Origin of the sequence: Streptomyces sp. NPDC101110 (genome assembly GCF_044759525.1) — a bacterium.
Lineage (GTDB): Bacteria > Actinomycetota > Actinomycetes > Streptomycetales > Streptomycetaceae > Streptomyces.
On the sequence record NZ_JBIVZM010000007.1, the window covers coordinates 171,531 to 193,041 of the forward strand.

20 protein-coding genes are annotated in these 21,511 nt (G+C 71.6%); 9 read left to right on the forward strand and 11 right to left on the reverse strand.

From position 1 onward, the window contains the following. Positions 1 to 97: 97 nt before the first annotated feature. Entirely contained in the window at positions 98 to 775 is a 678-nt protein-coding gene (locus ACIQU3_RS18725; protein WP_403926342.1) for a spermidine synthase, read from the reverse strand. Positions 776 to 950: 175 nt separating this feature from the next. Between ACIQU3_RS18725 and ACIQU3_RS18730 the strand changes: the two genes are divergently transcribed. Then, positions 951 to 1,754, forward strand: a complete 804-nt coding sequence (locus ACIQU3_RS18730; protein ID WP_403926345.1) for a rhomboid-like protein — start codon at positions 951 to 953, stop codon at positions 1,752 to 1,754. 80 nt (positions 1,755 to 1,834) lie between these two features. Here the strand turns inward: ACIQU3_RS18730 and ACIQU3_RS18735 are convergent, their stop codons facing one another. Further along, positions 1,835 to 2,494, reverse strand: coding sequence for a GNAT family N-acetyltransferase (locus ACIQU3_RS18735; protein WP_403926347.1), 660 nt, complete (start codon positions 2,492 to 2,494; stop codon positions 1,835 to 1,837). Between the two features lie 175 nt (positions 2,495 to 2,669). On the opposite strand from ACIQU3_RS18735, the gene lon reads away from it, so the two are divergent. Both lon and ACIQU3_RS18745 read left to right on the forward strand, forming a co-directional pair. Beyond that, the gene (lon, locus tag ACIQU3_RS18740; protein ID WP_403926350.1) at positions 2,670 to 5,084 is read left to right on the forward strand and encodes an endopeptidase La; all 2,415 of its coding nucleotides are present in this window, start codon (positions 2,670 to 2,672) and stop codon (positions 5,082 to 5,084) included. A gap of 191 nt (positions 5,085 to 5,275) precedes the next feature. Next, positions 5,276 to 5,797, forward strand: a complete 522-nt coding sequence (locus ACIQU3_RS18745; protein WP_403740767.1) for a MarR family winged helix-turn-helix transcriptional regulator — start codon at positions 5,276 to 5,278, stop codon at positions 5,795 to 5,797. 82 nt (positions 5,798 to 5,879) lie between these two features. Here ACIQU3_RS18745 and ACIQU3_RS18750 read toward each other — a convergent pair whose 3' ends face one another. Beyond that, the gene (locus ACIQU3_RS18750) at positions 5,880 to 6,665 is read right to left on the reverse strand and encodes a protein phosphatase 2C domain-containing protein (protein ID WP_403926352.1); all 786 of its coding nucleotides are present in this window, start codon (positions 6,663 to 6,665) and stop codon (positions 5,880 to 5,882) included. Positions 6,666 to 7,032: 367 nt separating this feature from the next. Between ACIQU3_RS18750 and ACIQU3_RS18755 the strand changes: the two genes are divergently transcribed. Genes ACIQU3_RS18755 through ACIQU3_RS18775 form a run of 5 tightly spaced genes read left to right on the forward strand, consistent with a single transcriptional unit; the run spans position 7,033 to position 12,818 of the window. Next, a complete protein-coding gene (locus ACIQU3_RS18755) occupies positions 7,033 to 9,975 on the forward strand; it encodes a nitrate- and nitrite sensing domain-containing protein (RefSeq protein ID WP_403926354.1) in 2,943 nt (980 codons plus the stop codon). After that, on the forward strand, positions 9,972 to 10,496 hold the full coding sequence (locus ACIQU3_RS18760) for a roadblock/LC7 domain-containing protein (protein ID WP_403740779.1): 525 nt from the start codon (positions 9,972 to 9,974) through the stop codon (positions 10,494 to 10,496). The genes ACIQU3_RS18755 and ACIQU3_RS18760 overlap by 4 nt, the downstream gene beginning before the upstream one ends. Beyond that, positions 10,493 to 10,915, forward strand: a complete 423-nt coding sequence (locus ACIQU3_RS18765) for a DUF742 domain-containing protein (RefSeq protein WP_190902551.1) — start codon at positions 10,493 to 10,495, stop codon at positions 10,913 to 10,915. Before ACIQU3_RS18760 ends, ACIQU3_RS18765 begins: the two co-directional genes overlap by 4 nt. Further along, positions 10,896 to 11,543, forward strand: a complete 648-nt coding sequence (locus tag ACIQU3_RS18770) for a GTP-binding protein (protein WP_403740786.1) — start codon at positions 10,896 to 10,898, stop codon at positions 11,541 to 11,543. The genes ACIQU3_RS18765 and ACIQU3_RS18770 overlap by 20 nt, the downstream gene beginning before the upstream one ends. Before the next feature lie 12 nt (positions 11,544 to 11,555). After that, positions 11,556 to 12,818: a styrene monooxygenase/indole monooxygenase family protein gene (locus ACIQU3_RS18775; protein WP_403926357.1), complete on the forward strand. Its 1,263-nt coding sequence runs from the start codon at positions 11,556 to 11,558 to the stop codon at positions 12,816 to 12,818. On the opposite strand, the gene ACIQU3_RS18780 is transcribed toward ACIQU3_RS18775, so the two are convergent. The 4 genes from ACIQU3_RS18780 to ACIQU3_RS18795 form a co-directional block, all read right to left on the reverse strand. Then, positions 12,782 to 14,041 (reverse strand): NlpC/P60 family protein, encoded by a 1,260-nt coding sequence (locus tag ACIQU3_RS18780; RefSeq protein ID WP_403926359.1) that lies wholly within the window; start codon positions 14,039 to 14,041, stop codon positions 12,782 to 12,784. The genes ACIQU3_RS18775 and ACIQU3_RS18780 overlap by 37 nt on opposite strands. A 106-nt stretch (positions 14,042 to 14,147) precedes the next feature. Then, positions 14,148 to 14,447: a hypothetical protein gene (locus tag ACIQU3_RS18785; protein WP_403926362.1), complete on the reverse strand. Its 300-nt coding sequence runs from the start codon at positions 14,445 to 14,447 to the stop codon at positions 14,148 to 14,150. Positions 14,448 to 14,451: 4 nt separating this feature from the next. After that, a complete protein-coding gene (locus tag ACIQU3_RS18790; RefSeq protein WP_403926366.1) occupies positions 14,452 to 15,111 on the reverse strand; it encodes a TetR/AcrR family transcriptional regulator in 660 nt (219 codons plus the stop codon). Between the two features lie 239 nt (positions 15,112 to 15,350). Beyond that, positions 15,351 to 16,289 (reverse strand): diiron oxygenase, encoded by a 939-nt coding sequence (locus tag ACIQU3_RS18795; protein WP_234848815.1) that lies wholly within the window; start codon positions 16,287 to 16,289, stop codon positions 15,351 to 15,353. 122 nt (positions 16,290 to 16,411) lie between these two features. On the opposite strand from ACIQU3_RS18795, the gene ACIQU3_RS18800 reads away from it, so the two are divergent. After that, positions 16,412 to 17,524 (forward strand): ferritin-like domain-containing protein, encoded by a 1,113-nt coding sequence (locus ACIQU3_RS18800; RefSeq protein ID WP_403740803.1) that lies wholly within the window; start codon positions 16,412 to 16,414, stop codon positions 17,522 to 17,524. Between the two features lie 7 nt (positions 17,525 to 17,531). Here ACIQU3_RS18800 and ACIQU3_RS18805 read toward each other — a convergent pair whose 3' ends face one another. The 4 genes from ACIQU3_RS18805 to ACIQU3_RS18820 all read right to left on the reverse strand — a co-directional run bounded on the left by ACIQU3_RS18805 (position 17,532) and on the right by ACIQU3_RS18820 (position 21,495). Next, on the reverse strand, positions 17,532 to 18,041 hold the full coding sequence (locus tag ACIQU3_RS18805; protein WP_403740806.1) for a DUF3291 domain-containing protein: 510 nt from the start codon (positions 18,039 to 18,041) through the stop codon (positions 17,532 to 17,534). A gap of 64 nt (positions 18,042 to 18,105) precedes the next feature. Next, complete coding sequence (locus ACIQU3_RS18810) at positions 18,106 to 19,566, reverse strand: penicillin-binding transpeptidase domain-containing protein (protein WP_403926369.1); 1,461 nt, start codon at positions 19,564 to 19,566, stop codon at positions 18,106 to 18,108. After that, the gene (locus ACIQU3_RS18815; RefSeq protein ID WP_403740812.1) at positions 19,563 to 20,927 is read right to left on the reverse strand and encodes an FtsW/RodA/SpoVE family cell cycle protein; all 1,365 of its coding nucleotides are present in this window, start codon (positions 20,925 to 20,927) and stop codon (positions 19,563 to 19,565) included. The genes ACIQU3_RS18810 and ACIQU3_RS18815 overlap by 4 nt, the downstream gene beginning before the upstream one ends. A 52-nt stretch (positions 20,928 to 20,979) precedes the next feature. Further along, positions 20,980 to 21,495, reverse strand: coding sequence for an SH3 domain-containing protein (locus ACIQU3_RS18820; RefSeq protein ID WP_403926372.1), 516 nt, complete (start codon positions 21,493 to 21,495; stop codon positions 20,980 to 20,982). Positions 21,496 to 21,511: the final 16 nt, after the last annotated feature.

Here is a 21,511-nt window from a genome sequence, read left to right on the forward strand (position 1 = left end):
TGATTCCTTCTGACTGGCTATGCCTGCGCATGGTTGCGATTGACGCTTGAATGATCGGCGTCAGGGGAGCAGCGTACGGGGAGTCAGTACGCCTTTGCTATCCAGGGCGGATGGCGAGGTGTACGACGTCCGGAACGCCCCGGGCAACCGGGATCTCTTCGGTACGCACCTGTTGGAACCCGGCATTCCGCAAGGTTTCTTCGAATTCCGGTGACGGCTGGGCGGACCAGACCGCCAGAACCCCGCCGGGTCTCAACACCCTTGCGCAGCTTGCCAGTCCGGCTTCCCGGTAGAGATTTCCGTTGCCCTCCGTGACGGTCCAGCCGGGTCCGTTGTCGATGTCGAGGCACAAGGCGTCGTACGTGTCGGATGTCTCATTGACGTGCGCGACGAGATCGGCCTCCACGATGTGCGCGCGAGGATCGGCCAGGGCCTGGGCGGAGAGTGCGGACAGAGGGCCGTCGAGGTGCCATTCGACGATCGCGTGCTCGCGCTCCACCACCGTGATCCGCCCCCAGCGCGGGTCCGCCGCGGCGTGCGCGAGGGAGAAGCCGACGCCGAGTCCGCCGATCAGCACCTCGGGGCGGTCCCGGCCGGCCAGGGCGTCCAGCGCCGCGTCGACCAGCCGCCGCTCCGAGCGGCCGTCGGAGGTGTCCATCAGGAAGCAGCCGTTGGAGATGATCTCCAGCCGGACACCGTGCCGCCGCAGCACCACCTCACCGTGGGGGCCCTCGCGACGGTCCAGGACATCGGGAATGTCGTACGAGGCAGCCATGGGGGCATCCTGACAGGGAAGAGGTGTGCGGCGCCTCGCAATTCGCCGGGCCCAGGGGCGGCGGGACGCGCGGCCGGGCATGCGGGTTGCTGTGAATCGGCTCTCGCGTGGCGAGGGTCACAGACAGCTCCGCGCCCAGGGCGAAGGCTGGGACCCGACGAAAGGAGTGCCCGCTGTGGAACCCACCGCGCCGCCCTGCGGGACGGCCGCACCGACGCCGGCGGCGGGCGCGCCCGACCCCTTGGTCCCGGGGTCGCTGGACGGGGTGCCGCGTCAGCGGGGCCCGCGGGACAGACCGGCCGCGGACGTACGGCAGCCCACCCCGGCGGTGGAACCCACGGTGCGGCGCATTCGCCCCTGGCGGCTGCTGCCCACCCCGACGGGCACGCCGTTCACCTTCGGATACGCACTCCTCCTCTGCCTCACCTCGCTGATCTCCGCGCACGCGGACCCGGCCCTCGTGCACGCCCTGCTCCAGGGCTCCAGCACGGATGTGACACACCTGCTCCGCACGCCGGAGCTGGTGGTGGTCGGCAGCGCGCTGTGGGTCGCGGGCGGGGTGACCTCGCCGTTCGCCATCGCCTTCGTGCTGGTGCTGACCGCGCTGGAACGGCGGATCGGGGGCGTGCGCACGGCCGGTGTCTTCCTGCTCGGCCATGTCCTCGCCACCCTCGCGACCGAGGTCCCGGTGGGTCTCGCGGTCCTGGCCGGGCACTTGCCCGACAGCTCGCTGCACCGCCTCGACTACGGCGTGAGCTTCGGCGTCGCCGCCGGCATCGGCGCCCTGTCCGGCCTGCTGCCGCCATGGCTGCGTCTGCCGCTGCTGGCCGGGTTCGGCTGGATGCTGCTCCAGGACCTGCTCGCCTTCACCGACCCGATGACGAACTGGGGGCACCTCATCGCCCTGGCCATCGGGATCGCGACCTGGCCGGTGGTCCGGCGGTGGTACGCGGCACGCCGCGGCCCGGCCGGTGCCTGAGGCGTGAGGCTCCTCAGGCCCGGGCGGAGGCGGTGGCACGCGCGGTCCTGGCTGGGCCGGCGCTTGAGGCGTGAGGTCCTTCAGGCCCGGGCGGAGGCCGGCGGGTCGTGCCTGGCGCTGGTCAGCGTGGCCACCACCGTCCAGCCCAGTGCCTCGTAGAGCCCTCGTCCCGCGGGTGTTCCGGCCAGCACCCCGGTCCGCGCACCCTGCCGGGCGGCGGCGTTCTGCAGTGTCCTCATGACGAGACCGCCCAGACCCTTGCGGCGGTGTTCGGGCGCCGTCTCGATCTGGTCGACGACGGCGGTCCCGCCCGTCGGGGCGATCTGGCCGCGCGCCGCGAGGGACCCGTCCGGTGCGGCCACCATCAGCCGGGTCACTCCGCCGCGCGACCACTGGCGCAGCCGGTAGCCGGCGGGCGCCTCGGGAGCGCCGTCCGCCGCCAGCGGGACGGTCATCAGATATCCCGGTTCGGGGTCGATCCACCAGCTGTCGTCCAGCCAGCCGGAGACCACGGCCGGGTCCCGGAAGGCCTTCAGCCACACTCCGTGCCCGGTGACCGACTCGGCCACCTTGCGGACGGTCGTCTCGTCGAGGTCCTCGCCCGTCGCGCCGAACACATGCCGTGTGACGTGCCCGGACATGCCCACGTCGATCGTCCGGCCCCAAGGTTCGGCCAGCGGCGGGGCGGCCTCTCGTGACACGACCCATCCGTCCACCCATGCCTGCACGGTGCCGTCCACGCCATCCCCCTGTAATGAGTGCGGTCCTTGATCGTCTATTACTCGATGGACCTTACGCGCCCTCCCGGCCCCGGCGTCATCGGTGATCGCTGACAGCGAACAGGCCCTGGGGAACATCCCGGCGCGCCCAAGCATTGAGTCGGCATAGCTCAACTTGACTGCCGAAGGGGAGATCATGGCTTCGACGTCCACACCGCTCACCCTGCCCGTGCTGCCGCTCGACGGAGAGGTCGTGCTGCCGGGGATGGTGGTCCCGCTGGACCTGAGCGATTCCGAGGTCCGTGCCGCGGTGGAGGCCGCTCAGGCCGCTGCTCGGTCAACGCCCGGAAAGCCTCGGGTACTCCTGGTGCCACGCATCGACGGGACCTACGCGAACACCGGTGTGCTCGGCACCGTCGAGCAGGTCGGCCGGCTGGCCGACGGGGACCCGGGCGCGCTGATCCGCGGCCGGGGGCGGGTGAGGATCGGTGCGGGGACCACGGGTCCCGGCGCGGCCCTCTGGGTCGAGGGCACCAGCGTCGACGAGATCGTTCCGGAGCCGGTGCCCGGGCAGATCGCCGAACTGGTCAAGGAGTACAAGGCCCTCGCCACCGCCTGGCTGCGCAAGCGCGGCGCCTGGCAGGTCGTCGACCGGGTCCAGGCCATCGACGACGTCTCGGCGCTCGCCGACAACTCCGGCTACTCGCCGTTCCTGACCACCGAGCAGAAGGTCGAGCTGCTGGAGACCACCGACCCGGTGGCCCGGCTGAAGCTCGCCACCCAGCAGCTGCGCGACCACCTCGCCGAGCAGGACGTGGCCGAGTCCATCGCCAAGGACGTCCAGGAGGGCGTCGACAAGCAGCAGCGAGAGTTCCTGCTGCGGCGTCAGCTCGAAGCCGTACGCAAGGAGCTGCGCGAGCTCAACGGCGAGCAGGAGGGCGAGGAGTCCGACGACTACCGCGCCCGGGTGGAGGCCGCCGACCTGCCCGAGAAGGTCCGCGAGGCCGCGCTCAAGGAGGTCGACAAGCTGGAGCGGTCCTCCGACCAGTCACCCGAGGGCTCCTGGATCCGCACCTGGCTCGACACGGTCCTGGAGATGCCCTGGAGCGAACGCACCGAGGACGCCTACGACATCCGGGGCGCCCAGGCCGTCCTGGACGCCGAGCACGCGGGCCTGGAGGACGTCAAGGAACGCATCACCGAGTACCTGGCGGTGCGCAAACGCCGTGACGACCGGGGCCTCGGCGTGGTCGGCGGGCGGCGCGGCGGTGCCGTGCTCGCGCTCGTCGGGCCGCCCGGCGTCGGCAAGACCTCGCTCGGCGAGTCCGTCGCCCACGCCATGGGCCGCAAGTTCGTGCGCGTCGCCCTCGGCGGCGTCCGCGACGAGGCCGAGATCCGCGGCCACCGGCGTACGTACGTCGGCGCGCTGCCCGGCCGTATCGTGCGGGCCATCAAGGAAGCCGGGTCGATGAACCCGGTGGTGCTCCTCGACGAGATCGACAAGGTGGGCTCGGACTTCCGGGGCGACCCGGCCGCCGCCCTCCTCGAAGTGCTCGACCCGGCGCAGAACCACACCTTCCGGGACCACTACCTGGAGGTCGAGCTGGACCTGTCCGACGTCGTCTTCCTCGCGACCGCCAACGTCCTGGAGGCGATCCCGGAGGCCCTGGCCGACCGGATGGAGATCGTCCGCCTGGACGGCTACACCGAGGACGAGAAGGTCGTCATCGCCCGGGACCACCTGCTCCCGCGCCAGCTGGAGCGGGCCGGGCTGGACCAGGACGAGGTGACCATCGACGAGGGCGCGCTGCGCAAGCTCGCCGGCGAGTACACACGCGAGGCGGGCGTGCGCACCCTGGAGCGGTCCGTCGCACGGCTGCTGCGCAAGGTCGCGGCCCAGCACGAACTGGGCGAACGGCAGCTGCCCTTCACCGTCCGGGACGAGGACCTGCGCGAGCTGATCGGCCGGCCCCACCACGTGCCCGAGTCCGCCCAGGACCCGGCCGAGCGGCGGACGTCCGTGCCGGGCGTGGCGACCGGCCTCGCCGTGACCGGGGCAGGAGGTGACGTGCTCTACGTCGAGGCGTCCCTGGCCGATCCCGAGACGGGCGCGGCCGGGCTGACCCTCACCGGTCAGCTGGGTGACGTGATGAAGGAGTCCGCGCAGATCGCGCTGAGCTTCCTGCGCTCACACGGCGCCGAACTCGAACTGCCGGTGGCCGACCTGAAGGACCGGGGCGTGCACATCCACTTCCCGGCGGGCGCGGTCCCCAAGGACGGTCCGAGCGCGGGCATCACGATGACGACGGCTCTCGCGTCCCTGCTCTCCGGCCGGCTGGTCCGCACCGACGTGGCGATGACCGGCGAGGTCTCGCTGACCGGGCGGGTCCTGCCGATCGGCGGTGTGAAGCAGAAGCTGCTCGCCGCGCACCGGGCGGGTGTCACCACGGTGATCATCCCCAAGCGCAACGAGCCCGACCTGGACGACGTCCCGGCGGAGGTGCTGGACAAGCTCGACGTCCACGCCGTCACCGACGTCCGCCAGGTCCTGGAGCTGGCGCTGACGCCCGCGGCCAACGGGGCGGCGCCGGAGGTTCCGGTCGCGGCGTGACGGACGTGACCGGATGAGGGAAGGCCCGGGTTCTCGTGAGGGAGGCCCGGGCCTTCACCGTGTGGCGGCCCTGTGGACACGAATGCCCTGACCTGCGGAATACTTGCCGAACTGCGGTGATGGCGGCAGATGGCGGAAAATCCACGTACCGGAACTCTCAGGGCCGGGCGACGACCGAGGCAGGGGCTGACGTGCACGAGGGCGGCAACGACGACGGACACCGCGACGCCGGTGCGACCGGACCCGGTGTGGCCGGAACGGGTGTGGCCGGAACCGGTGTGGACCAGCCCGCCTTCCTGGCCCTCGAACGCGAGCTGACCGTACTGCTGCGCCGCGCCCGGGCCAGCCAGGGCGAGATGGCCCGCGAGGTCCACCCCGACCTGGAGTCGTCCGCGTACGGACTGCTCGTGCGGCTCGACGAGTGCGGAAAACAGCGGGCCACCGAGCTCGCCGCGTACATCGGTGTCGGCAAGGCGACGATGTCCCGCCAGCTGCGCGCCCTGGAGGAACTCGGGCTGGTCGCCCGCGAGCCCGACCCCGCCGACGGACGCGCCTGGCTCGTGGCCCTCACCCGGGAGGGCCACGACCGCGTCCGCCGCGTCCGCGAGGCGCGCCGCGCCCGCTACGCCGGCCGCCTGGCCGACTGGGACTCCCGCGAGGTCACGGAGCTGGCCCGGCTGCTGCACCAGCTCAACCGCGGCATGGAGAAGTAGACCGGGCGAGCGTCCCGGACCCGGCGCCGCGGCAGGCGACGTTCGCCGCGTCGCGACGCCGGCATGATCCAAACGACAGGCCCTAGAACTCGACGTACACGGCCGTCGCGTCGTCGTGCCTCTTGCTCCCGCCCAGGAGCGTCCGGGCGGCGTCCGACCTCTCCAGCGACCGGACGCGGTCCACCAGGGCCTGCGGGCCTTCCTTGCGGACGAGGCGGAGGCAGTCCGTCCAGTCGCCCTCCTCGAACCGCTCGACCCAACGTGTCGCGCCGTCCGTGAGCGCGGCCAGAGCACGGACCTCGCCGCGGGGCACGGTTCCGGTCACCGCCCGGGTAGCCACCGACGGGTCGGCGGCCGCCGTGAAGAAGCCGCCCTCCAGGTTGCGGAAGGTGGAGTCCACCAGCGCGTCCGTGGCCAGCGCGGAGCGGGGGAGCAGGGTCAGCCGGTCGTCCAGGACGGGTGTCACCACGCCGTCCGGGGACTCCAGCAGCAGGGCCGAGTCGGACAGGACCAGATACTCCACCGTGGCCGGATTCCAGCGGGCCACGGTCACCGTGGCCTGAGGGGTTCGAGGGTGAGAAAGGTCACAGGTTGCGGCGTGCGCCTCGGAGGTACGCGCGATGGCACGGGACAAGGCGTCGACCAGGGAGACATCCGGGAGTGAAACGGTCAGTTCGGTCAGTGATCCGCCGAGGCGTGCGGTGAACCAGGGGACGGAATGCAGACACCCCGTCCCGGTTCTCGGCGGTGTGACCCCGTCCAGGACGACGACCGAACCACCCTGTCCCGAGGCCGGTAGTCCGACAGCGGCGAAGTCCTCGTTGGGGCGGTCGGCGTCGCCCGGTTCGGACACGAGTTCAGTGCGCATCCAGCCAGTCTGCACGAGCCCTTCACAACGTCCGCAGAAGACCGGCAATGGTTGCCGGACCGGCGCAGCGGCGCAGGTCAGACGCCGGGTTTGGGATGGAATGATTTGTTCCGGGAAGGCGTGGTGGCGAATACTGCCACCGGCCGTCGCCGTCGTCCAACCGGCGTGCCGCACAAGGCCGCTGCAAAGGCCTGCGGAACTTGCCCCTCAACTCCCGTCCGGGGTTCACTCCTTCGGGTGGCGGGTCAGGTGATGCGCGTGCGCTGCCCACCGGCGCTGGGAGGGTCGGGAAGTGTACCGGGAGTGCGCACCAGTTGACGGAGCGTCACCCGGGCCCAGAGTTCACGAGTCAGGAATGCGAGCACCGGTGCAGAAGACGCGGCCTCGTCGCACAGGCAAGCAGACGGCCCCCGCTCAGGGCGCTGAGCCGACGCCCCCCACCGGCAAGGGCCGTCCCACGCACGTACGCAACCGGCTGATCGTGGCCGTTGCCGTGGTGGCCGCCGCCATCGCCGGTGCCGGCACCCCGTCCGTCCTGGCGGCCTCCGGTCAACTCCACGACTCCCAGGAACTGGTGACGCTCGCGGAGCAGACGCAGGACGCGCTCGCCCTCGCGCACTCCCTCGCGGACGAGCGGGACGAGGTCACCGCCTACATCGCGGCCGGACGCCCCAAGGACAAGGCGCCGTCCGAGCAGCGCAGCGCCCGGGTGGACCGGCAGGTCGAGGAGCTGCGCTCCGACACCGACACGCCCGCCTCGCTCCGCTCGGACCTCGACGGCATAGCGGCCGTGCGCAGGGCGGCGCTCACCGGCAAGAGCAGCGCCCTCGAAGCGCACCAGGCGTACTCCGCCGCCATCACCGAACTGCACCGGCTCGCCGAGCAACTGGCGCAGCAGACCCCGCCGCGCGCGGGCGAAGGCGGATACGCGTTGGCCGAGCTGGATTCCGCCGTCCAGCAGGCCGCCGCGGCCCGCGGGCTGCTGCTCGCCGCCCTGAGCGTGCCACGCAGCACCGGCGCGGTCGTCGACCCCGTCACCGGCCTTCCGACCGAGACCTCCACCTCCTCGGACGCCGACACCCGGCAGCGCGACGCCCTCAGCGCCGCCGCCCAGCAGGCCCGGCTGCGCTCCGACGCGGCCCTGGCCGACTTCCGCGGCACGGCGCCCAAGCCGGCCCGGGCCTCCTTCGACTCCACGGTCACCGGCACCGAGGTCAACTCCGCCGACAAGTACCTCGCCACCCTGACCGACCAGCCGACGCTCTCCCGCAGCGATCTCGCGACCGGCACCAAGAAGCTGGAGACGGCGCTGTCCGCCCGCGTCGATCTGATGCGCGGCGTGGAGTCGGCCCTCTACGACCGCCGCACCAAGGACCTGGAAGCGCTGCGCGACGACGACGTCACCGCGCTGGAGATCCGCATCGCCGTCCTCGGCGCCCTCATGCTGCTCGCCGTCGGCGTCGCCACGGGCATGGCCCGCAGCCTCACCCGCCCGCTCGCGGTGCTGCGGCTCGGGTCCAAGCGCCTCGCCGACGCCGACGACCCGGCGGCCGAGGAGCCGGTGAAGTTCACCGGCCGCAACGACGAGTTCGCCCAGGCCGTCCGCTCCGTCAACGCACTGCACGCGCACGCGGTCGCCCTCACCGAGCGGATCACCACGCTGGAGTCCGACCGCAAGCACCTCGTCGGGCAGCGCCAGAAGATGGCCGACGCGCGCGAGGAACTGCGCGGTGAACTCGCCGAGTCCGCGGCCCAGCTGGAGCGGCTGCGCACGGCCATCGGCGGCACGTTCGTCAACCTCGCCCTGCGCACGCTCGGCCTCGTGGAGCGGCAACTGGCCGTCATCGAGAACCTGGAGGAGCGCGAGCAGGACCCGGACCGGCTCGCCACGCTGTTCAAGCTCGACCACTTCGCCACGGTCATGCGCCGCCACAGCGAGAACCTGCTGGTCCTCGCCGGTACCGAGCACGTCCAGCACGCCGCCGGTCCCGTGCCGCTCGTGGACGTCGTCCGCGCCGCGGTCAGCGAGATCGAGCGCTACGAGCGGGTCCGGATCGCCGCCCTGCCGCCGCACGCGCACATCGCGGGGTTCGCCGCGGACGACCTCTCCCACCTGCTCGCCGAACTCATGGAGAACGCCACCTCGTTCTCCCCGCCCGACCTGCCCGTCGAGGTCTCCGGCTGGCTGCTGGAGAACGGCGAGGTCATGCTCTCCGTCCAGGACGAGGGCATCGGCATGACCGAGGACCGGCTGGAGCGCCTCAACTCCCGCCTCACCGACTTCGACCCCGAGGCGCCCTACGACCAGGAGGGCGAGGACGGTCTCGGCCTCGGCCTGTACGTCGTGGCCCGGCTCGCCCACCGCCACGGCGTGCGCGTCCAGTTGCGCGAACAGAAGCAGGGCGGTGTCGCGGCGGTCGTCGTCCTGCCCCGCACGCTGCTGGCCGCCGCCCCGGCCGTGGCCGTACCGGCCTCCGGCCCCCTCACGGGCACGGCCCACTCCTTCTCCTTCCCGGGCGCCGACGCCGAGGCCAACTCCAACGTCCTGCCCGGCCGCGCCTCCGGCGACGACCCGCTGGTGGCCCTGGCGGAGAAGGCCGTCGAGCGGAGCGAGGCCACCGAGATCACCTCCGCCGCCCGGCACCCGGAACCGGCAGGGGAGCCGGAACCGGCCGAGGCGGCAGCAGCGGCCGAGGCGACTGCACCGGCCGAGGTGCCTTCACCGGCCGGGGCCATGGAGAGGACCGAGGCGCCGGAGACGGCCGCCCGGCCGGCGCACAACGAACCGGTGGATCACATCGCACCGGCTGCCCCGGCCGAGACCACGGCCCCCGTGGAGTCCCCCGCGGAAACCACGATGGAGCTGCTCATCCCGGCGCAGCAGGGGACGCCCGGTCCGGCCGAGCGCGAGAGCGCGGCCGCCGGGGGCACGACCGGCCCCCGGAGCCCGCTCGCACCCGAGGGCGTACCCGGCGCGGACACCGCGGACGCGGATCCGGACGGGAGCCCGGAGCACGAGCGTGTGGCCGACGAGGCGGAGGACCGCGTCACCGACAAGGGCCTCCCCAAGCGCACTCCGAAGATCACCGCACAGACCACCGCCCCGCGCCAGCGCAGCGGCTCCGTCGACGCCGAAGCCCTGCGTCGCCGCCTCGGCGGCTTCCGCCAGGGCGCGCAGGCGGGCTACCGCGACGTGGAGGCGGAGATCGCCGAGAGGACGGCCTCGCACCAGCGGCCGGCCACCGGCGCAGCACGACCAGCTGGATCCGAAGAATCCACGGGGGGCACAGTCGAGGAGGCAAGCAGTTGACCGCTCCCAGTACCTTCGGACTGATCGGACTGAGCAGTGAGGCCCGCAACCTGCACTGGCTGCTGACCAATCTCGTCGAGGAGGTCCCCGGCATCCTCTCGGTCGCGGTCGTCTCGTCCGACGGACTGCTCCTGCTCTCCTCCGACGACCACCGCAACAGGGAGGCGCGGGACGCCCTGCAGGTCCGCGTCACCCAGCGCACCGGCCCGCGTGGCTCCGCCGCCGACCTGGCCACCATCGTCTCCGGCATCGGCAGCCTCACCATCGGCGCCGCCAAGCTGATGGACTTCGGCGGGGTCCGGCACACGATGGTCGCGATGGACGAGGGCAGCCTGTTCGTGATGTCGATCAGTGACGGCTCCCTGCTCGGCGTCCATGGTTCCGCGGACTGCGACATGAGCGTGGTGGCGTACCACATGGCCCTGTTCGTCGGCCGCGCCGGTCACGTCCTGACCCCGGAACTCCGCAGCGAGCTCCGGAAATCCCTGGAGGATTCCCAGACGACGGGGAGTGCCCGATGAGCAGTACGCCGAAGCATCACCTCCCGGTCCGCGGCGGGGACCGCAAACCCGCCCGGGTCCGCCCCTACTCGCTCACCGGCGGCCGCACCCGCTTCGGCCACGTCCTCCTCGTGGAGACGTTCGTGGCGAGCACGGCGGCGCTGGAGGCCCCGGAGGAGCGCAAGGAGCTGACGAACGGCCACCTCTCCACCCGCGTCATGCCGGAGCTGCGGGCCATCGTCGAACTGTGCCGCCGGATGCGTACGGTGGCCGAGATCGCCGCGCTGCTGAAGATGCCGCTCGGCGTGGTCCGCGTGCTCCTGAGCGACCTCGCGGACCAGGGAAAGATCCGTGTGTACGGAACGGGCACCGGCCATGGCACGGGCCGCCCCGACCGGGCTCTGCTGGAAAGGGTGCTGAGTGGACTCCGTCGTCTCTGACGCCGCTCACGGCGTCACTGGTTCAACCCCGTTCGTCGAGCCCGGCGAGAGCATGCACGCCTGGGAGACGGACCGCACCCGTGCACCGATCGCCACGAAGATAGTGGTGGCGGGAGGCTTCGGCGTGGGCAAGACCACGCTGGTCACCGCCGTCTCGGAGATCACGCCCCTGCAGACCGAGGCGCTGATGACCGAGGCGAGCGAGGCGACCGACGACCTCACCGCCACGCCGGGCAAGTCCACCACCACCGTGGCCATGGACTTCGGGCGCATCACGCTCGACGACGACCTGGTGCTCTACCTGTTCGGCACGCCCGGCCAGCAGCGGTTCTGGTTCATGTGGGACGACATCGTGCGCGGTGCGATCGGTGCCGTCGTCCTGGCCGACACGCGCCGTCTGAAGGACTGCTTCCCGGTCCTGGACTACTTCGAGAGTTCCGGGCTGCCGTACGTGGTCGCGGTCAACCACTTCGACGACAGTGAGCTGTTCGAGCCGGAGGATGTGCGGGAGGCGTTGACCATCCCGCAACACATACCTGTCATGATCATGGACGCGCGTCGCCGGATCTCCGTGATCGAGACCCTCCTGGCCCTGGTGGGCCACGCGCTCGACGAAACCCCCGAGTAGAGGACAGCCCGCATGCGGAAGATACTCGTCGTCGGAGCCGGTCAGTCCGGGCTCCAGATCGCCCTCGGCCTCCAGTCACAGGGGTACGAGGTCACCCTGATGTCCAACCGGACGGCGGACGAGATCCGCACCGGCCGGGTCATGTCGACGCAGTGCATGTTCCACACGGCCCTGCAGCACGAGCGTGATCTCCAGCTGAACTTCTGGGAGTCCCAGGCCCCGAAGATCGAAGGACTCGGTGTCTCGGTCGCCGCCCCCGGCTCCTGGGCCGAAGGCCCCGCCGCCCGCGCCATCGACTGGCTGGGCCGGCTCGACGGCTACGCGCAGTCCGTCGACCAGCGCGTGAAGATGGCCGGCTGGATGGAGACGTTCGCCCAGCGCGGCGGGCAGCTCGTCATCCACGGCGCGGCCGTCGGTGACCTGGACTACTTCTCCCGCACCTACGACCTGGTGCTGGTCGCGGCCGGCAAGGGCGAGCTGGTCCAGATGTTCGGCCGTGACGCGGAGCGCTCCCCGTACAGCGAGCCGCAGCGCGCGCTCGCCGTGGCGTACGTCCACGGCCTGGGCCCGCGCCCCGAGCACCCGGGCACCGAAGCGGTCCGCTGCAACCTCGTGCCCGGGGTCGGCGAGTTGTTCGTCATGCCCACCCTGACCACCTCCGGCCGCGCTGACATCCTGTTCTGGGAGGGCATACCCGGCGGCCCGCTCGACGCCTTCAACGGCGTGAAGGACCCCGCGGAGCACCTCTCCCTGACCCTGGAACTCATGGAGCGGTACGTCCCCTGGGAGTACGCGCGGGCCACCAAGGTCGAACTGACCGATGCCGGCGGCACGCTGGCCGGCCGCTACGCCCCGACCGTCCGCAACCCCATCGGGCGTCTGCCCGGCGGCGGTCTGGTGCTCGGCGTCGCCGACGTGGTCGTGGCGAACGACCCGATCACCGGGCAGGGCTCCAACTCGGCCTCCAAGTGCGCCGCCGCCTACCTCTCCTCGATCGTGGAGCACGGCGACAAGCCGTTCGACGAGGAGTGGATGCGCTCCGCCTTCGACCGCTACTGGAACACCGCCCAGCACGTCACCAAGTGGACAAACGCGATGCTCGCGCCGCCGCCGGAGCACATCCTGAACCTCATCGGTGCCGCCGGTGAGCTCCAGCCGGTCGCGGACCGCTTCGCCAACGGCTTCAACAACCCGGCCGACTTCGAGAACTTCTTCTACGAGCCGGCCAAGACGCAGGCCTACCTCGCCGAGGTGTCCGGCGCGGGCGCCGCGTAAGCGTCGTAGCCCTCGTCGGACCCGTCCGTGGCACCCTCGGGGAGCTCCGGCGGCCGGTAACGCCGCAGGGGCTCCCCGTCCGGGTCCGGTCGCACGGCACCCAGGACCGGGTTGGCCGCGATGGGTGACACCTTCACCGTCGCACCCGGCCGGGGTGCCTGGACCACCAGGCCGTTCCCGAGGTAGATCGCCACGTGCGTCGCCTTCCGGAAGTACACGACCAGGTCCCCGGGGCGCAGCTCGGCCAGCGTGATCCGCTCCAGCCGCCTCCACTGCTCCTTGCTGGTCCGGGGCACGGGCGACCCGGCCTCGGCCCAGGCCCGTGAGGTCAGCCCCGAGCAGTCGTACGCCCGCGGGCCCTCGGCGCCCCACTCGTACGGCTTGCCGACCTGCCGCAGGGCGTAGCGCACGGCACGGCTGCCTTCGGCGGACGGGTGGTGGACGGTGCCGCCGCTGCCCTCACCGCCGCTCCTCTCCTCGCTGTCCTCTCCGTCCTCGCCGTTCTTGCTCGCGCCCTCGCCGGCCTGGGGTGCCTCGACTCCGTGGGGTTCGTCGCCCAGCATGCCGGACGCCATGAAGTCCTTCTGCGCCTTCTCGACGGCCTTCCGCTCGAACTCGGCCAGGTCCGTGAGCTGGTCGCGGCTGAGGGAGGCGAGCAGTTCCTCGACGTCGTGGAGACGTGCGCGGACCTTGTCCTGCTCCTTCTTCCGCCGCTCGGCGAGGGCGAGCTGCCGGTCCAGGGCCGTACGGGCCTTGCGCGCCAGCGCGTGGGCCTTGCGTTCGTCGCCGGTCAGTCTGCCGATGGTGTCGGCCCGCTCCCGCGCCAGCCGGCCGATCACATGGCCCTGCTCGATCGCGTGCTGCGGGTCGCGGGCCAGCAGCAGACGTACGTACGGGGAGATGTCGGTGCTGCTCTGGTACTGCTGCCGGGCCAGCCGGCCGGCGGCGCCCCGGCTGTCGTGCAGGGAGAGCCGGGCGCGGGCGAGGGCGCGGTCCAGGCGGTCGGTCTCGGCGCGCTGTTCCTTGAGTTTCTCCTCGGTGGCGTTGTAGGCCTCGGTGGCCTCCTCGGCCGTCCGGTACAGCTCCTGAAGGTCTGTCAGAAGAGCGGCGACATCCTGCTGTTTCGCGTCCGGTTCGGGCACGGCCGTGGCCGGTACGGGTGCCAGGACGGTTCCGGCCGCCGTCGCCGCGATGCAGACCAGACGCAGCAGCTTTCCTGACATGCCATCACCTCCGTTGCGGGGGCGGCGTGGTGCCGCCGGACACCGTGAGGATCAGGCGTGTGCGTGCGGTGCGCGCGGCGGGTGTGCGCGGTTCGGCGCAACCGGGTCACCCGTCGGCGTCGTCCGGCTTGCCGGGCGGCGTGGCGGCTGGCTTCGACCAGGGCCAGTTGAGCCGACGGGGTGGGACGCCTTCCGGGGCGTACTCGTACTTCCAGCGGTTGGACAGGCCGACCTTGCCCGGTCCCCGGGGGACGCGGCGGTAGACGAGCACGGTGTCCGTTCCGCCGTGGGGGTCCGGCACGGGGATGCGGTACGTCTTGGGCGGGTGGCCGGTGATGCCGAGGAGGACCGGCAGGACCCTGCCGTCCATGGGGCCGCCCTCGAAGGGGGTGTCTTCGCTCTTCACGGGATCAGTCTCGGACATCCTCGGCGAGGGCCCGGACCAGCGCGTCCGTCTGCGGGTCGCGGCGGGCGGTCACCGTCAGCATCGCCACGAACTGCTCGACGAGCCAGTCGCGGAGCTCCTCGGCCGGGGGCTGCTTGCCCTCGTCGAGCCAGATGAGCGACGACGCCTCCACGGCGGTGATCCACATGCGGATGGTCATACGCAGGCGCGGGCCGGGGTCGGCGACCATCAGGTGACTGACGATGTGCTCGGCGGCGACCCGCCGTACGCCGTCGACGATGGCCGTGGTGCGCGAGGTCTCGACGACGCTGCCGCCCTGGAGGAGGGCGCTGAAGCCGGTGTCGTGCTGGTCGACGAAGGCGAGGTAGCGGTCGAGGGCGCGGGAGAGGCGGGGGAGGCGCGGGCCTTCCCGGGGTTCGTCGAAGCAGTGCTGGAGCTCGTCGGCGGCGGAGCGCAGGGCGGCCTCGTAGAGCTGTTGCTTGCCGCCCGGGAAGTACCGGTACACCAGTGGCCGCGAGACTCCGGCCGCCTCCGCCACGTCGTCGAGGGACACCTCCTCGGGGGCGCGGTGGGCGAAGAGGTTCAGCGCGGATTCGAGCAGCTGACTACGACGTTCCTCGACGCTGAGTCGCCGGTAGGCGGGGGTGGGGGCGGCTGGTGTCATGCCTCGCAGGGTAATCGGGGCGAGCCGGGGCTGCGTAGCGTGCGCGTGGGGGTGCGCGCGTGCCTCGCCCGCTGCGGAGTGGTGGTCGGGGCCGCGCCGGGGGTGTCCGTCCTCGGAACGGCGCGATCGACTTGCGTGCCGACCGACTGTTCGTCGACGCGCCAACCGCTGCGGGCGGACACCCCCGACACGTCCCCTACTCGCCGTGCGCGGGTGCGGGAGCGTGGGCCCCCGGGTCTTTACGCCAGCAGCCCGGACGACTTCCACAGGCGTCGCCCTACTCCGCGCAGCACGCCGATGTCGTCCAGGAAGTCGGTCAGGCGCTTGGAGCCGTTCTGCATGACCTCGCGGCGGTGGCCGCTCGCGCGGACCTGGGCGAGGGCCTCCCGCTTGTCGAGGCCCACGTTCGTGTAGACGTCGGGGTTCACGAAGGCCACCGAGAAGACCCGGGCGAACTCGCCGGAGGTGATGCGGGTGAACTCCTGGGACCACTTGGGGGCCGTCACCATCTGGCGGCGGAGTTCCTCGCGGGCGTAGCGGACGTGGCGGGCCTCTTCGACCACGTGGATGCGGGTGACGCCGCGGACCAGGGTCTGGACCCGCTCGTCGGGGAACGTCAGACGCTGCATCCAGTCGAGGACCTCCTCGCCCAGCAGGGTGGCCGTGAAGGAACCGGGGGTGGTGGAGATGGTCTTGAACAGGCGGCCCAGCTGCTGGTGTGCGCGGCTGACCGGGTACCAGGGCGTGTCACCGTGGGAGATCAGGCGGGCGAACATCTTGGAGTGGCGGCACTCGTCCTCGATCTCCGTGAGTGCGTAGCGGACGTGCGCGCTCGTCGCCGCCTTGTCGTAGATGTGCCGGACCAGCAGCTGCATCAGGATGATCTCGAACCAGATGCCCAGGGAGGCCAGGGCCGCCGCCTCGTGCTGGGAGAGCAGGATGCGCTGCTCCTCGCCCATGCGCTTCCACAGCGGGGTGTCGTAGAGCGAGACCAGCTCCGGCGGCCAGAACCACTTGCCCTCCTCGAAGGGCGCGTCCCAGTCCAGCTCCTTGTCCGGGTCGAAGGAGTGCTTGGCGGAGGAGTCGAGGAGCCGCTGGGCCACCTGCTCCCGGTCCTTCAGCAGGCCGAGGGCGTCGCGCAGGCCGTCGAGCGCGTCGGCTTCCGTCAGGGTCGTCATGGGCTGCCCACCTCGTTGTGCACACGTCACTGATGTACTTATGAGACTGCCTGTCAGCAAGCTCGTCAATCCCCTGCGCGCTACTTGTTGACCCCGTGTCTACCTCGTGTGAGCCTGCGGGCATGCCGAGCTTCGACCTGTACGCCATGGAACCGGAAGAGCCCGTACGGCAGGTGCCGGCGAGCGGCGCGGCCCGTTTCAACTGGGAGTACGACGACGGCCGCGACCGCCTCCTGGCCCTCTATCAGAAGGGCAAGGACAAGCAGTGGGACGGCCAGAAGCGCATCGCCTGGGAGCTGAAGGTGGACCCCTACGATCCGCTCGGAACCCCTGACGAGGCGATGTCCCTCTACGGGACCAGGCACTGGGCGAAGCTGAACGAGGAGAACAGGGGTGAGCTGCGGCAGCACTACGCCTCCTGGCAGTTCAGCCAGTTCCTGCACGGCGAGCAGGGTGCGATGATCTGCGCCGCGCGTATCGTGGAGTCGGTGCCCGACCTCGACGCGAAGTTCTACTCCGCGACCCAGACCATGGACGAGGCCCGGCACGCCGAGATCTACGGCCGCTTCCTGCACGAGAAGATCGGGCTGCTCTACCCGATCAACGACAACCTCCAGTCCCTGCTGGACGACACACTGCGCGACGCCCGTTGGGACATGCCGTACCTGGGCATGCAGGTGCTGATCGAGGGCCTCGCGCTCGCCGCCTTCGGCATGATCAGGGACACGACGGACAAGCCGCTGCCCCGACAGATCCTCGCGTACGTCATGCAGGACGAGGCCCGGCACGTGGCCTTCGGGCGGATGGCCCTGCGCGACTACTACCGGCAGCTCACGGACGCCGAGTTGCGGGAGCGCGAGGAGTTCGTCATCGAGGGCTGCTACCTCATGCGCGACCGGCTGCGGGGCGTCGAGGTGCTGGAGAACTTCGGCATCCCCAGGGCCGAGGCGGAGGAGTACAGCGAGCAGTCCGAATTCCTCACCCTGTTCCGCAAGCTGTTGTTCAGCCGCATCGTGCCCTGCGTCAAGGACATCGGCCTGTGGGGCAAGCGTCTGCAGCAGGCCTACGTCGACCTGGGCGTCCTGGAGATGGGCAACTCCAACCTCGATCTGCTGATGTCCGAGGACGAAGAAATCGCCGAGAGGCTGGACGCCGAGCGCTTCGCGGCGGAGGAGAGGGAGCGGGTCGCCGAGGTGCAGGGGACGATCGACGCGGGGCGGGCGGCCGGCGGCTGAGCAGCCGTCAGCGGGCGCACCCCAGGCCTTCCGGCACCTCGCCGAGCAGCGGCGTCGCCCCCTGGGGCGGGAACTGCGTCCGCAGGGTGAAGGCGTACGGCGTCGGGCCGTGCGTGCGCAGGTGCAGGACGCGGGACTCCGCCTCGGCGACCGTGGGACGGTGGCCGGCCGGCACCCACCACAGGGCGACCATCGCCTCCTCGACGCGTTCGAACCATTCCCGGCGCCGGGCGAGCATCTCCCGGTGCCGCCCCTGGTACATGTACGCCTTCAGCGCGTCGGTGCCGCGCCACACCGACATGTTGATGATCAGCCACGAGTCGCCGAAAACGGGCACGTCCGTGGCGTCGTCGCCCGACTCGCCCTGCAAGCGCCAGACGAAACCGTCGGCGTCGTCCGCGTCCGCGTTCACCGGGTCGAGGTGGTCGACGAAGTCCTTCAACTGCGGGGAATCCAGCGGGGCCTTGAGGCGGCCGAGGTTGACCTGGGCGAGTTCGTACGCGGTGGGCTCAGTCATGAACCGAACGCTAGGTCGGGCGACCCGCCGCCCGGTAGCCCCGTCTCACCGACCGGGCGCCGGATCAGGGTGACTTCAGTACCGCTTCCATCACCGCCCGCGCGATCGGTGCCGCGTCGCCGCCCCCGCTGATGTCCCCGCGGTCCGCCTCCGCGTCCTCCACCACGACCGCCACCGCCACCCTCGGTGCCGGATCCCGCGCGCCCTGCGCCCAGGAGACGAACCAGGCGTAGGGGATGCCCGAGTTGCCGAGACCGTGCTGCGCGGTGCCGGTCTTGCCGCCCACCCTGGCGCCGCGGATCGCGGCGCCGCGCCCGGTGCCGTTCTCGACCACGTCCCGCATCATCGCCCGCAGTCTCACGGCGGTGGAGGGGTACATCGCCTGGCGGATCCCCCGTGACCCGGCCGTCGCGAGGGTGCTGCCGCCCGGCCGGGTCGTACGCTCCACCAGATAGGGGTCCCGCACCTGGCCGCCGTTGGCCACGGCCGCCGCGACCATCGCCATCTGCAGCGGCGTGGCCCTGGTGTTGTACTGGCCGATCGACGACAGGGCCAGCTGGGCCTCGTCGAGGGTGGTGTCGAACGTGGACCGGGCCACCGGGAACGGGATCGTCAGCCCCCCGTTGTTGAAGCCGAAGGCGCGGGCCGAGGCCGTCATGCCCGCCGCCCCCACCTCCACGCCGAGCTTGGCGAACACCGTGTTGCAGGAGAAGGTGAACGCCTCGCGCACGGAGGCGTCCGCGCAGCCCTTCGATGAGTTGGTCAGACGCGTCCGCGTGCCGGGCAGGCGGTAGGGGTCGGGGGAGTCGGTCGGCGCCTCCAGGTCCGTGACCACACCGGCGTCCAGCGCGGCGGCCGTGGTGACGACCTTGAACGTCGAGCCCGGCGGATACGTCTGCCGCACCGCCCGGTTGAGCATCGGCTTGTCCTCGTCCGCGTTGAGCCGCGCCCAGGCCCGGGCCGCCGCGGAGCCGTTGCCGGACAGTGGCTGGGGGTCGTACGACGGGGCGGACATCAGGGCGAGGATCCGGCCGGTCGACGGCTCCACCGCGGCCACCGCGCCCTTGCGGCCGGCCAGCCCCCGGAACGCGGCCTGCTGCGCCGCCGGGTGCAGCGTCGTGACGACGTTGCCGCCCGCGTTGCGCGCCCGCGTGAAGTCGTTCCAGAGCGGGAACGGCGCGAGCATCGGGTCCGCGCCGGACAGCACGCCGTCCTCGGTGCTCTCCAGGAGCGTCGTGCCGTACAGCTGGGAGGCGAAGCCGGTGACCGGGGCGTACAACGGGCCGTTCGTGTAGGTCCGTTCGTAGCGGAGGTGCTCGCGGGTGTCCCGGGAGCCGGTGACGGGGCGCCCGCCCACCCAGATGTCCCCACGTGGCTGCTCGTAGCGGACGATGTCGGGCCGCCGGTTGGCCGGGTTGCGGTCGTACGAGGGGGCCTGGACGACCTGGACCCGGGCGGCGTTCACCAGCAGGGCCACCAGCAGCAGGGCGCAGAAATACCCGGCGTGCCGGATGTGCCGGGTCACCGGGCGTCCTGCCCGTCGTAGTCGCGCCGGGCCGAGTCGCTCACCCGGACCAGCAGCGCCACGATCGCCCAGTTGGTGACCACCGACGAGCCGCCCTGCGCCAGGAACGGCATCGCCATGCCGGTCAGCGGGATCAGCCCGGTCACGCCGCCCGCGATCACGAACACCTGGAGCGCCACCAGTGAGGCGAGGCCGACCGCGAGCAGCCGGCCGAAGGGTTCGCGCTGCGCGAGCCCGGCCCGGAAGCCGCGCTCCACCAGCAGTCCGTAGAGGAGGAAGACGGCACTGAGGCCGGCCAGACCGAGCTCCTCGCCCGCGGTGGCCAGGATGAAGTCCGACTTCACGGCGAAGCCGATGAGGAACGAGTGGCCGAGTCCGAGGCCCGTGCCGAGCATGCCGCCTTCCGCGAAGGCGAACAGCGATTGGGCGAGCTGGTTCGAGCCTTCACCCGTCTCGATCGAGGCGAAGGGGTGCAGCCAGGTCTCGATCCTGCTGTGCACGTGCGGTTCCAGCCGGCCCACGGCGACCGCACCCAGCGCGGCCAGCAGCAGACCGACCGCGATCCAGCCGGTGCGGCCGGTGGCGACGTAGAGGAGCACCACGAACAGGCCGAAGAACAGCAGCGATGTGCCGAGGTCGCGTTCCAGGATCAGCACGCCCACGCTGACCAGCCAGACGGCGACGATCGGGCCGAGGACGCGGCCGGTGGGCAGTTGGAGCTTCCAGACGCGGCGGCCGGTGTAGGCCAGCGCGCTGCGGTTCGCCGCCAGGTACGCGGCGAAGAACACCGCCAGCAGCACCTTCGCGAACTCGCCCGGCTGGATGGAGAACCCGGCGACGCGGATCCAGATGCGGGCGCCGTTCACCGCCGGGAACAGGATCGGCATCGTGAGCAGGGCGAGCGCCGCGACCACGCAGACGTACGTGTAGCGCTGGAGCACCCGGTGGTCGCGCAGCAGCAGTACGACCAGGATGAACAGGGCCACGCCCAGCGTCGACCACACCAGCTGGGCCGGCGCCGCCCGGTCACCGGGGGTCTCCAGGTCGAGCCGGTAGATCAGCACCAGCCCCAGCCCGTTGAGCAGCACCCCGATCGGCAGGAGCAGCGGGTCGGCGTACGGGGCTCGCAGGCGTACCGCCAGGTGGGCCAGCAGTGCCAGCACGCCGAGGCCGGCACCGTAGCCGGCGGCGCCGGGCGGCGGCGTCCCGTGCCGGGCGAGGCCGACGGCGCAGTAGCCGTACACCGACAGCAGGACGGCCAGCACGATGAGGGCGAGTTCGACGCCCCGGCGCCGGGGGAGGCGGCGGACGGCGGGTGCGGGCGGGTCCGCCGTCGCCATGGTGATTCCGGCCTTGCTCATGTCCGGAACCTACCCAAACGGTGCGTCTTGTGCGCCTTCGGGTGACCGAGTGTCAGCACCAGCGTGGCGCGGGGCCGATGTTGTCGATGTACCGGGCCGCGCCCCAGGCCCAGGTGCCGTCGGTCAGCAGGTACCAGAGGGGGTTGCCCTGCACGGTCTCGCCGCCGGTCTTGCAGAAGATGCTGACGACGTCGCCCCGGTGGGCGTACCGGATGATCTGCGAACCGCGGTTCGGGGCGCTGCGCAGCGCCAGCGTGTCCGCCGTGACGACGCCCCTGTAGAGGCCCTGGTCCTGCCCGCCGTTGCCGCCGTTTCCGCCGCTCGGGTCGTGGGGGCCGTTGCCGTTCCAGTTGCCCGGGTCGTTGCCGCCGTTGCCGTTCCAGCCGTTCTGGCCTTTGCCGTTGCCGTTGCCGCCGCCGTCACCGTTGCCGGGCTGACTGTTGCTGCTGTTGCCGTTGCCGCCGTTCGGGTCCCAGTCGTCGTGCGCGGCGGCGGCAGGTGTGATGGCGGCCGCGGCGGCGAGGAGCCCGGCGGCGGCTGCTATGCAGAGGCGGAAGCGCAGGGACATGGGAGGTACCTCCATG